General features: G+C 57.3%; 10 protein-coding genes. 6 read left to right on the top strand and 4 right to left on the bottom strand.

Annotated features, from left to right (window positions below; translation table 11 throughout):
- Positions 1-160 precede the first annotated feature (160 nt).
- Positions 161-1,510, bottom strand: coding sequence for a glutamine synthetase family protein (locus C0039_RS09475; protein ID WP_101517928.1), 1,350 nt, complete (start codon positions 1,508-1,510; stop codon positions 161-163).
- A gap of 162 nt (positions 1,511-1,672) precedes the next feature.
- Between C0039_RS09475 and C0039_RS09470 the strand changes: the two genes are divergently transcribed.
- Positions 1,673-3,037, top strand: a complete 1,365-nt coding sequence (locus C0039_RS09470; RefSeq protein ID WP_101517927.1) for an aminotransferase — start codon at positions 1,673-1,675, stop codon at positions 3,035-3,037.
- A gap of 193 nt (positions 3,038-3,230) precedes the next feature.
- Positions 3,231-4,613, top strand: coding sequence for an APC family permease (locus tag C0039_RS09465; RefSeq protein WP_076000045.1), 1,383 nt, complete (start codon positions 3,231-3,233; stop codon positions 4,611-4,613).
- Positions 4,614-4,703: 90 nt separating this feature from the next.
- Here the strand turns inward: C0039_RS09465 and C0039_RS21070 are convergent, their stop codons facing one another.
- Both C0039_RS21070 and C0039_RS21065 read right to left on the bottom strand, forming a co-directional pair.
- Positions 4,704-4,856 (bottom strand): hypothetical protein, encoded by a 153-nt coding sequence (locus tag C0039_RS21070; protein WP_157516118.1) that lies wholly within the window; start codon positions 4,854-4,856, stop codon positions 4,704-4,706.
- A 34-nt stretch (positions 4,857-4,890) separates the two neighbouring features.
- Positions 4,891-5,070 carry a hypothetical protein gene (locus tag C0039_RS21065; protein WP_165787085.1) on the bottom strand — a complete coding sequence of 60 codons (180 nt, stop codon included), beginning with the start codon at positions 5,068-5,070 and terminating at the stop codon, positions 4,891-4,893.
- A 147-nt stretch (positions 5,071-5,217) separates the two neighbouring features.
- On the opposite strand from C0039_RS21065, the gene C0039_RS09460 reads away from it, so the two are divergent.
- From C0039_RS09460 to C0039_RS09450, 3 genes are read left to right on the top strand one after another with little or no spacing between them, the layout of a single operon-like run.
- Positions 5,218-7,341 (top strand): TonB-dependent siderophore receptor, encoded by a 2,124-nt coding sequence (locus tag C0039_RS09460; RefSeq protein ID WP_165787084.1) that lies wholly within the window; start codon positions 5,218-5,220, stop codon positions 7,339-7,341.
- A 2-nt stretch (positions 7,342-7,343) separates the two neighbouring features.
- Positions 7,344-7,901 (top strand): hypothetical protein, encoded by a 558-nt coding sequence (locus C0039_RS09455; protein WP_076000043.1) that lies wholly within the window; start codon positions 7,344-7,346, stop codon positions 7,899-7,901.
- Position 7,902: 1 nt separating this feature from the next.
- Complete coding sequence (locus tag C0039_RS09450) at positions 7,903-9,360, top strand: PepSY-associated TM helix domain-containing protein (protein ID WP_101517925.1); 1,458 nt, start codon at positions 7,903-7,905, stop codon at positions 9,358-9,360.
- A gap of 50 nt (positions 9,361-9,410) precedes the next feature.
- On the opposite strand, the gene C0039_RS09445 is transcribed toward C0039_RS09450, so the two are convergent.
- Positions 9,411-10,298, bottom strand: coding sequence for a LysR substrate-binding domain-containing protein (locus C0039_RS09445; protein ID WP_101517924.1), 888 nt, complete (start codon positions 10,296-10,298; stop codon positions 9,411-9,413).
- A gap of 115 nt (positions 10,299-10,413) precedes the next feature.
- On the opposite strand from C0039_RS09445, the gene C0039_RS09440 reads away from it, so the two are divergent.
- Positions 10,414-11,187 (top strand): ferredoxin--NADP reductase, encoded by a 774-nt coding sequence (locus C0039_RS09440; protein WP_076002235.1) that lies wholly within the window; start codon positions 10,414-10,416, stop codon positions 11,185-11,187.
- The last annotated feature ends 4 nt before the right edge of the window (positions 11,188-11,191 follow it).

Genomic DNA, 11,191 nt, shown 5'->3' with positions numbered 1-11,191 from the left:
CCCCCGAAAGGGAGTCAAAAGGGGTTCGACCGCTCGGGGGTATACCACGATTGCAGTGGCCGCCCAGCTGGAAAGTGTCTATAAACTAAGCAACCCCGCTAATCTGCGAAGAGCCTTTTTATACCTGGGAAATACGCTTACTCGAAGCGGGCTTCACGCCCTACAGGCAGGCGTCATACTCCAGGGGCGTCACCTGCCTGTCGAACTCATCGAGCTCTTGTTGCTTCAGGATGGAAAACACTTTCTGGAAATCCGCTCCGAAGTACTCACGTATGTGCTCTGACGCTTCGAAGCCCTGCAGCGCGTCTGCCCAGTAGCGCGGCAGCGATGGCGGCACCTGATCATAAGCGTTGCCCTCCAGGGGCAATGGCGGTGTCAGCTGGCTTTCAATACCGTGCAGCATCCCGGCCAGTATCCCGGCAATTACCAGGTAAGCATTGGCGTCTGCACCCGCCACCCGGTGCTCTATACGTGTCGCCACGGGCGCATCGGCCGGAATGCGCACGGCCACCGTACGGTTCTCGTAGCCCCAGGTCGGGGCGAGTGGCGCGTGCGTACCACGCTGGAAGCGGCGGTAGGAGTTCTGGTTGGGCGCAAACAACAACATGCTTTCTTCCATGGTGGCAAGACACCCCCCGACAGCGTGCTGCAGCAGTGGAGTGCCATTGCCGGTGCCATCATCAAATGCGTTATTGCCCTCGCCGTCGAGCAGGCTGCAGTGTACATGCATACCGTTACCGGCGATGTCCGCAAACGGCTTGGCCATGAATGTCGCCAGAAAGCCGTGCTGCCTGGCAACACCCTTGATGGCGCGTTGCAGCATCACTGCCTGGTCAGCTGCCAGCAGTGCATTGTCTGTGTGATAAAGATTGATCTCGTACTGGGAGGGTGCGGACTCCTTGACCAGCGTATCAACGGGCAGGTTCTGCGCGGCACAGACGTCACGGATAGCATGCATCAACTCCGCCTGTTCCTGCATCACGTCGATACTGTAGGTCTGCCCCGAATTCAGGCTGCCATCCATGCGATCGTGCTGCGTATGCTGTGGCCGCCCGGCGCCGTCCATCTCCTGACGCAGCAGATGAAATTCCATCTCCGTCGCCACAACGGGCGTCAGGCCGAGTGCGGAAAAGCGCTGCACAAGCGCTGTGATAATGACCCTGGGATCATAACTGCAGGGGCTGCCATCCACCTGCGCCATGGACATCAGTACCTGGCCACTGGGGCGGCCAGCCCAGGGCGTGGGTACCAGGGTGGAAATATCCGGCCGACAATAGCCATCACCGTCACCGGTCTCAAATACCCACTCCTCACCGTCGCGACCCCATACATCGAAAGCAAGGGTGGACAGGGGCATCTTCAAGCCCCCTGCCATCGCTTTGTAGATCTTGTCGCGGGTGACCCACTTACCGCGCAAGCCACCGCAGAGATCTTTCAACATAATCTCGAAGATCTCTATGTCGGGATATCCGGCGAGAAAAGCATCCAGTTGTTCGTCAATATGGGACATAGGTGGGCTTCCTGGCGCAGCGGTATACAAACACCACTTTAGGGGTAATTTATTGTGCGAACGTGTATGCCACACTATTTAACAATGATGCGCAAATCCCGGCCATACCACTTCAGGGTATAGCCACCGCATTACACAGTGTTCTGAAACGGAGGCAGGTCAATGAACATGCAAGCAAACAACGGCAATCTGCAACGCCTGGACCAGTCTCATCACCTGCATCCGTTTACGGATTTCAGGGATTATGCGCAGCATGGCGGCCGGATATTCTCCCGCGCGGAACACATTTACATTTACGACAGCAACGGCCACAAAATGCTGGATGGCATGTCCGGCCTGTGGTGCTGCAACCTCGGCTACAGCCAGCAGTCCATTGTTGATGCCGTCACCGAGCAGATGCAGCAGCTGCCCTACTACAACAACTTTTTTCAGTGCTCCAACCAACCGGCTATCGAGCTGGCCAAGGCCCTGGTGGACGTCACCGAAGATCGTTTCAACCATGTATTTTTCACCAACTCCGGCTCCGAGGCCAACGACACCAACCTGCGCCTGGTGAGCCGTTACTACCAATTACAGGGACGGCCGGAAAAGAAGCATATTATCAGCCGCAAGAACGCTTACCACGGCTCCACCATCGCCGCTGCTTCGCTGGGCGGCATGAGCGGCATGCACGAACAGACCAATGGCCTGGACTACATCCACCACATCGAACAACCACATTGGTTTGAAGTGGGCCCGGACGAGGATCCGGATGCGTTCGGCCTGCGTGTTGCCCGGCAGCTGGAAGACAAAATTGATGAGCTGGGGGAGAGCAATGTCGCAGCTTTCATCGCCGAGCCGGTGCAGGGTGCCGGCGGCGTCATCATACCGCCCGACTCTTACTGGCCTGAAGTCCAGCGTATCTGCGACGAGCGCGACATACTGCTGATCGCTGACGAGGTAATCTGTGGCTTTGGACGCACAGGCCAGTGGTTCGGATCTCAGACCTATGGCATCAAGCCAGACCTGATGACCTTTGCCAAGGCAGTGACCAACGGCTACCAGCCGCTGGGTGGCGTGATGGTCAGCGATAAAATCACCGACGTACTGCTCAATCATGGCGGCGAGTTCTCTCATGGCCTGACCTACTCCGGTCACCCGGCAGCAACTGCTGCAGGACTGGCCACGCTGAAGATTTTGCGCGAAAGCAATATTATCGCCAACGCTGCCGACAATGTGGCACCGCACTTCCAGGCGCGCCTGAAGGAGCTGGAAGCTCATCCCATTGTTGGACAAGTGCGCGGTCGCGGCATGTTCGCTGCGGTTGAACTGGTCAGCGACAAGACTTCGCGCGAGAAGCTGGCACCGGAATCTGCAGGTGCCGTATTCTGTCGTAACACGGCTAATAATCTTGGCCTGATGGTACGCCAGACCGGGAACGCGATGATCATGGCGCCGCCACTGATCTGCAACACCGGGGAAATTGATGCACTCGTCGATATGCTGTCTCAGGCCCTGGACGCAACGGCGAAACACTACGGCATTTAATCTGCATACCTCAAACCCGGCCTCGCCGGGTTTTTTATAGCAGGCGACTGCGCAGGAGCATCCATAAATTCCCGGGTAGGCAGGGGCCGATGGCATTCAGGGTATTATAAGACGGCGTTCCCGCTTGCGCGGGCGTGACGCGCCTTGTCAGCCAGTGACAAGTTAATAATAAAACAAGTCGGAACAAGACCTCATGAGCACTGTGACCACCGTTATCGAATACAAAAAGACACTCAAACTACGGGACATGGTGCTGTTTACGGTGTCCGCTATCCTGTTGGCAGACACCCTCACCGCAGCGGCATCGGTGGGCGCTTCCAGCATTTCCTGGTGGATCATCCTCGGCGTTTTTTTCTTTGTCCCCTTCGCCATGATTTGCGCAGAGATGGGCTGCGCCTACCCGGAACAGGGCGGCATCTATGCCTGGATACGGGATGGCTACGGCGGGCGCTGGGCCTCCCGTGCCACATGGTGCTACTGGGTGAATACGGCGGTGTGGATTCCCGCCATCTACATTCTCTTTGCCGGCGTCTTTGCACAGATGTTTTTTCCTGAGCTGCCCATGGGCGGACAGATCGCCATCGGCATAGGCCTGACGTGGGTGGCCGTAGCCGTCAATGTGGTGACTCTGGACATCGGTAAATGGGTGCCCAATATTGGTGCCATCCTCAAGGTGGCAATATTCGTCGCTATCATTATCGGCGCGGCCATCCATGTGTCGACTGCCGGCATGGCCAATCCGCTCACCGTGGAGTCACTAACCCCCGACTGGAGCGGCAGTGCCCAGTACATTCCCGCTATCATCTACGGCATGCTCGGCTTCGAACTGGTCAGTGCCGGCAGTGAGGAGATGAAAGACCCGGCTCGGGACGTACCACGGGCAATCTTTATTTCCGGGGTGGTGATTATCCTGCTCTACATACTCGGCACCATGGCGGTACTGGCGGCAATCCCGGCTGGTGATATCAATCTTGTCGAGGGTCTGGTGGATACGCTCACCCTGTTCTTTGGTGAAAGCGCCGCAGGTAAGCTACTGGTCGTCGTATTGGGGCTGGGCGCCCTGTTCTCTTTCTTCTCCAATGGCGTCACCTGGGCACTGGGCTGCAACCGCGCAGCGGCTGAGGCGGCAGTAGAGGGTGAGTTGCCAAAAATTTTTGCCCTGGAAGACAAAGAACGCGGCACGCCAGTGGGCGCCGCAGTACTGATGGGCATCGTCAGCACACTGTGCCTGCTGCTCTATGGACTACTTTCCGGCTCCAACGAGGACCTGTTCTGGTCGCTGTTCGCGTTCAGCGCGGTGATATTCCTGTTACCCTACCAGGGTATGTTACTCACCTTTCTCAAACTGCGACGCGTGGATGCGGACCACCCCCGCCCCTACCGGGTACCCGGCGGCAACAACGCAGCAGTGCTGACCGCGGGCTTATGCATGACCATCCTCGCCCTGTCGATCTTCCTCTTTCTATATACGCCTGGCTCTGGCTTCGAATGGGCCGTGGTTGGCGGTGTGGTAGTGACGCTGATCATCGGCGAGGTGGTCATACGCTTCGCGGAGAACCATCGCCAAGCAGGCTGAATGGGAGCTGACTCTTCCTGCTGGGGCACGGCTGGAACATCACGACCAGGCATCGGACCAGGAGGCCTGCACAGCTTTCGCATTTCTCCTTCAACCCATCAGGCTTGCTTTAACGGCTTTTCTACTGATCATATCGGCATCACGCGTGAGACAGCGAAAATCGCTCGCCACCAACACCCGCTCTCGCAATAGGCGCGATAGCACATCCACTGGTAGCGAAAGCTCTACTCGTTCTTCCTTCATTGCCACGGTCCTCGGTTGGTTCCTCTGTTTAAAACTATATTTTGATCTGCGCTAGTGCTGTACGGGGCTGGCTCGCCGCCCTGGCGAAGTCATCCTCCTCAGCAAAGTCCATCCCTTGTTGGTATGCGTTCAGGCAAGGCGACAGGGCCGCGGTCGGGTTAGTCTCCAACCAGCGGCAGCGGTGGTGGTGGGCACACAGGAATTTCATTTTCATCGCCAGGAACGCGCTCCTACGTTGATGGGGTCTTCACCTTAATGATAATTATTCCTATTTGCAACACCCGACAGGGCGTTGACGATGCAAATACTAATCATTATCATTCACGATCTTCTGCACCCCACGATAAGGTCACCTGCAAGCATGAAACGTTCTATCACACTCACCACCGGCGCAATCGCTGCCATCTGCGCAGTTGCAAACGCCTATGCAAACACTGAGGAAACGCAGTTGGAGGAAGTCTTGGTTTACAGCACACTCTCCCGATTTTCCGCACTCAAGTCGGATACGCCGATAATGGAGGCCGCTCGCTCCGTATCTATCGTATCGGAGCAGCAGATAGTAGACCGCGGCGCCCTGACTCTGGATGACACATTCACCTACAGCGCCGGGGTGATTGGAGAAACCTACGGCTATGCCACCAGGGGCGATTGGGTCAGAGTTCGCGGCCTTGACGTTCCCCAATACCAGGACAGCCTGCAGTCGCTGTTTGGTAACTACAACAACACCCGCCCTCATGTGTATACCCTGGAGCAGGTAGAGATTCTCAAGGGCCCCGCTTCCGTACTCTACGGACAAGGCTCCCCGGGCGGCCTGGTCAATGTGGTCAGCAAACGGCCTCAAGAAGAGACCGAACACGAGATCAGGGCCGAATACGGCACTTTCGACTACACGCAGTTTGCGCTGGATAGCACCGGTGCGGTGAGTTCGTCTGGCGACTTTCTCTATCGCATGGTCGCTGTTTATCGAGATACGGACACTCAGGTTGATCAGGTGACGGACAAAACGATGGTACTCGCCCCTTCAGTGACCTGGCGACCCGACGCGGATACAGATGTCACCCTGCTCATCAACTACACCGACACTCAAAGCGATACGGCGGCGCAGTTTCTACCCATTGCCGGCACACTGGAGCCGGCCGCTAATGGCAAGCGAATCGACAGCAGCGCCTATCTCGGTGACCCTGCGTTCAACAAATACGATGCAACCACTACAGCAATGACACTCCTGGCGACACATCGTTTTAACGACATCTGGAGCATGGAACTCACCTCACGCTATACCGACGCAAGTGCCGACTATCAGCAGGCCTGGCCTGCCTTTATCGGTGGCGATCGCTATGTTTACAACAGTGATGGCAGCCTGTTCGAAGACGGCACCGTACCGCGGTCCTGGTATCGTTCTGACGCTACCTCAGAACAGTTCGCGTTCGACGCCCGATTTCGGGCCAGCTTCGACACCGGCGCAATAAGTCATCGGGTATTGTTGGGCGGCCAGTATCAAGACGTCACCACCGGCGACGATGGTTATTACGCTTATGCGCTTGGTTACCTGTTTATTCCGGGCGACCTCCACCCCCCCGGTGCCGACCAATACTGGATAAACGTGTTCAATCCGACCTATGGCAATGTGCCTCCTGCGGAACAACTCAACGCACTGTACGCAAAGGGACCGCGCACCACAGTGAAGGATGCCGGTGTGTACGCCAGCGACCATATGACACTGGGCAACTGGCACCTGACCCTGGGCCTGCGCTGGGATGACACGGAGAGCGACACGGAAGGCAATACACAAAGAGACGACGAAATCAGCAGCAGCGTCGGGCTTCTATACCAGTTTGACAGTGGGCTGGCCCCCTATGCCAGCTATGCTGAATCCTTCGAGCCCGTCATTGGCGACAACGGCACGGGCACACCCCTGCGCCCCCAGGAGGGCGAACAAATCGAGATCGGCATCAAATATCAGCCTGATGCTTTTCCCGCGCTGGTAACCCTGGCGTGGTTCGACCTGGAGCAAAGCAACCTGCCAGATCCACTAAACAACCCGGGGGAATTTGAGCAGCAATCAGGCAAGGCGACGGTGCGGGGACTGGAACTCGAGAGCATCGCCCGCCTTGGGGACGTTGAGCTACAGTTCAACTGGAGCAAACTGGAAACAGAATCCGCCAACGACTACCGTTTCGACAGCGTTCCTGAAGACCAGGCTTCCGCTTGGGTAACATGGCGCCCCACTGGAAGCTGGGAAGGCTTTCGCGCAGGGGCCGGCATACGCTATGTCGGCGAAACCTGGGGCGGCCTTGACCAGACAAAGACACCTTCCTACACACTGGGCGACTTAATGCTTGGCTACACATGGCGTAACTGGGATGCCGCGTTAAACGTGCGCAACATCGAAGACAAAGACTACTTCGCTACCTGCCTGGCGCGAGGAGATTGCTTCCCTGGTGACCAGCGCAGTGCGGTAGCAAGTCTTCGCTATCAATTCTAGCCATGTTACTTACCTCCGGTAGTGCAACCGCAGCCAGTCTCATCACGGGTTGCTGTGGCCTGGTCGCGCTGCGCTATAGCTGGCGGCAACCGGGCACAGTGCAACGCCTGATCAGCCTGGCGGGCTGGGTGCTACTGGCGAGCACTGTCTATTTTGCTTCTCTGGCATGGGGTAGCGAGTTTGGTATCAGCTATGCGCTGGCGGGATTTACGCTTGCCGCTCTGGTGCTGGTGGCTGTGAATACAGAGAGACGACCCCCAAAGCCAGAGGGAGCTGCAATCGGCACCCGGATAAGTACCAGCGCTGCCCGCAAGTTACTCACGTTCCTTGCTGCGGGCCCCTGCGCCGGTGCAGCCAGCTGCCAACTCACACTGGCAACAATTAATGTTCTGCCGGTGTCGGAGATTAATGGCATGGCGGCTGCGGCACTGTTGTTCCCCGTTCTCTGGGGAATCATGGCTTACATCAGTGTAGCCGTGGGCCGCCCCGCTCGATACGCGATGGGGTTCGCAGCTATATTTCTCGTTTCCTCAGCTGTCATTTACTTGCCTGGTTATTAATATGCGCATGAATCCTGGACTGGTTAAACGCTCGCTTGATGCCCATTCAGCCATCGGCCTGGTCGTCGGCGGGCTGATGTATTTAATCTGCCTCACGGGCACCCTGGCCGCCATCGCCGAAACATTTGAGCGCTGGGAACAACCGTCAATCCCTGAGTTCAGTCACGCTCAGACTGGGGCGGTTGAGAACGCCATGAACCGGTTTCGCAAGGAGATAAATGAGAATCCCGAGTCGATCTGGGTTGTTTTCCCCACTGCGGAAATACCGCGCATGCATGTATCCGATGGTCAGCAGGAGCGCTTTACGGATGCCGTCGGCAACCTGCTCGCCGAGCCGGTAGAGGGCTGGACACATATGCTGCGTGAACTGCACATCAGCCTGCACCTGCCCCACAATATCGGACTGGTAATAGTCAGCGCTATCGGGGCCATGCTGGTAGCGCTAATCGTGTCTGGTCTGTTGGCGCACCCCAGGCTATTCAAGGATGCATTCAAATTTCGCCTGGGTGGGTCGCGACGCCTGGAGCAGGCTGACATACACAATCGTTTGTCTGTCTGGGGTCTGCCTTTCCACATCATGATCGCTACCACGGGTGCGTTCTATGGGCTGGTAGGAATTCTGGTATTTTCAGCGGCTACTGCCTGGTATGAAAGCGACACCAACGCATTGTTTGACGCGGTATATGGCGCCGACCCTGTGCTTGAAGCCCCCGCGCAAAAACTCGACACCGCACGCGCCATGAGCGAATTGAAAGCGCGACATCCAGACGTATCACCAATCTATCTGGTAGCGCACCAACTGGACACCCCGGCACAGTTCATGGAAATTGCGGCCACGGTTCCGGGCCGCCTCGCCTATTCGGAAATTTATCGCTTCAATGCGGACGGCAGCTATCTCGGCAGCCAGCAATTAACCAGCGGACCAGGCGCACGCCAGTTCCTGTATTCACTTTACCGTGTTCACTTCGGCTACTTCGGCGGACAGGCCACGCGCATTCTCTGGTTTATACTGGGGCTGGCGCTGACCGTGGTTTCCGTTTCCGGCATCAATATCTGGCTAACAAAACGCGCGCGTAACGACTGGCTGGACAGGACCTGGTGTGGACTGGTCTGGGGCACGCCATTGGCCCTGGTGCTCTCGGCAGCCGGCGCTGTATTCACCGCGCTTTCCCCTCTCGCCATTTTCCTCAGCGTCGTGGTGACCAGCGCTTTGGTCGCGGGCCGCCAGCGCAATTTGCCAGCTTGTAGAGCGCTCTTACAGGCGACTTGTGGCGCCTGCCTCGCTCTGCTGGCGATCGCGCACCTGCTGAACTATCCCCCCACACAATTTGGCCACTACCTGTTTTGGCTTAACGGCGGCCTGCTGTTGGCTGCGGCGATACTGGCGGTACTGGCCCACCGCAGCCATCGTGTCTTTCGAGACCCCGCTGCGGATGCGATTCCGGTAACTATCGCGTAAGGGTTGATCCGTCAGGCATTGTCAGCCAGCAGTGATGCACAATCCTCTGGCTACTTTCCGCTGTTACTGGCGCACAATGCCAACCAGTGACGCGTGGCCGCACTGTTGTAGCGGTCGCGGCGGGCGATAAGGTTGAGCTGACGGCTGAAGTCGCGCTGCGGTACGTGAATCGGCACCAGTGAGCCACGGGCAAAGGCGTCCACCAGACTGATGCTGGACAGACAACCCACGCCCAGACCCGCTTCCACAGCGCGCTTGATCGCCTCGGTGTGCTGCAACTCCATGACGATATCCAGGTCACTTAGTAGTCCGTGCATGGCGCGGTCAAAGGTTTGCCGGGTCCCCGAACCGGGCTCACGCACAATCCACTGTTGCGCTTTCAACTGCGCATCGCTGACCCTGCGCTTACCAGCCAACGGGTGGGAAGGTGCCGCGAAAACCTGCAGCGTATCGTCGCGCCAATGAATGGTTTCCAACTGCGGGCTGTTAATCTCACCCTCAATCATTCCCAGGTCCAGTTCAAAATCCGCAACCCTGCGGGCAATGGTAGCGGTGTTGGCCACTTCCAGGGTGACCTCCGCCGTCGGAAACTGCTGACGAAACGCCGCGATAAGCGCCACGGCCATGTAATTGCCAATGGTGAGTGTGGCCCCGATACGCAGGGAACCCACGGTCTGACCGCCGGAGAGGGCCTGCTCAAATTCCTGCGCCTGCTGCAACAAACTCTCGGCCTGCGCGCGCAGTTGCCTGCCCAACTCACTGAGCTGCAGCCGCTTGCCAACACGGTCGAACAGCTGCACTGCGAACTGCTGTTCCAGTTCTTTCAGTGAACCGCTGGCAGCGGATTGCGACATGGCCAGCTCATCAGCAGCACGACTGACGTTTTCATGCCGGGCGGTGGCGAGGAATACTTCGAGCTGGCGAAGGGTGTATTTCATCTCTTCATCTTATATCCACTTAACCGATATAGAAAATCGAATTTATCCATTTTACAGATATATAACGACTGCCTACTATCTGCATCCCAACCAATCGGCAGAAAACGAGGCCACAATGGCGACACTATTGAAAGAACAGGTTACCGAGGTACACCACTGGACGGACCGTTTGTTCAGCTTCAAGACCACGCGCGACCGCGGCTTCCGTTTCAAGAATGGCCACTTCACCATGATCGGCATTGAGCACAAGGGCAAGCCGCTGATGCGCGCCTACAGCCTGGCCAGTGCCAACTATGAAGATGAACTTGAGTTTTTCAGCATTAAAGTGCCGGACGGTCCGCTGACCTCGCGCCTGCAAAATATCCGGCCCGGCGATGAACTACTGGTCAATTCCAAGTCCACTGGCACCCTGCTGCAGGACAACCTGCTGCCGGGCAAGAACCTTTACCTGATCGCCACCGGTACCGGCCTGGCGCCGTTCCTCAGCATCATCCGCGATCCGGAAATCTATGAGGCCTATGACAAGGTTATACTCACCCATGGCTGTCGGGAAGTGGAAGAACTGGCCTACCAGGAGCTGATTACCGAGCACCTGCCCAGGCATGAGTACCTGGGCACAGACGTGCGCGAGAAGCTGATCTATTACCCCACAGTGACCCGCGAGGAATACGTTAACAATGGCCGGCTCACCGACCTGATACGCACCGGTAAACTGGAAAACGATATCGGCCTGCCGCCGGTCAACCCTGAGCAGGATCGATTCATGATCTGCGGCAGCCCCAGCATGCTCACCGAGATCTGCGACCTGCTCAACGAACGCGGGTTCAGCGAGTCACGCAACGGGCACATTGGGGAGTACGTTATCGAGCGGGCTTTTGTCGAGTTCTAGCGCG

Origin of the sequence: Pseudohalioglobus lutimaris (genome assembly GCF_002866825.1) — a bacterium.
GTDB classification, from domain to species: Bacteria; Pseudomonadota; Gammaproteobacteria; order Pseudomonadales; family Halieaceae; genus Halioglobus; species Halioglobus lutimaris.
This window is presented reverse-complemented; position numbering and strand designations above follow the sequence as displayed.